Origin of the sequence: Mycobacterium gordonae (assembly GCF_001417955.2) — a bacterium.
Taxonomy (GTDB): Bacteria; Actinomycetota; Actinomycetes; order Mycobacteriales; family Mycobacteriaceae; genus Mycobacterium; species Mycobacterium gordonae_B.
This window is the reverse complement of the sequence record NZ_LKTM01000303.1, coordinates 1-353: the sequence shown is the minus strand read 5'-3', so window position 1 is coordinate 353 and position 353 is coordinate 1. Positions and strand designations below refer to the sequence as shown.

Here is a 353-nt window from a genome sequence, read left to right as displayed (position 1 = left end):
GATTTGCCGGTGTTGTCGGTGCCGTCGTTGACGATTCCGTCGGTGTCGATTCCGGCGGGGACGGCGTTGGGTGCGTTCGACTTGCCATCGTTGACGATTCCGTCGCTGAACATTCCGGCCGGAACCGCGTTGGGCGCCTTTGACTTACCGACTTTGACGGTGCCGTCTTTGACGATTCCGTCGCTGAACATTCCGGCCGGAACCGCGTTGGGTGCCTTTGATTTGCCGTCGTTGTCGGTGCCGTCGTTGTCGATTCCGTCGGTGTCGATTCCGGCGGGGACGGCGTTGGGTGCGTTCGACTTGCCGTCGTTGTCGGTGCCGTCGTTGAGCATTCCGGCCGGAACCGCGTTGGG

General features: G+C 62.3%; 1 pseudogene. It reads right to left on the bottom strand.

The features are described 5' to 3' along the window. Positions 1–353 (bottom strand): annotated as a pseudogene (locus AO501_RS38350) (hypothetical protein); the annotation flags it as partial.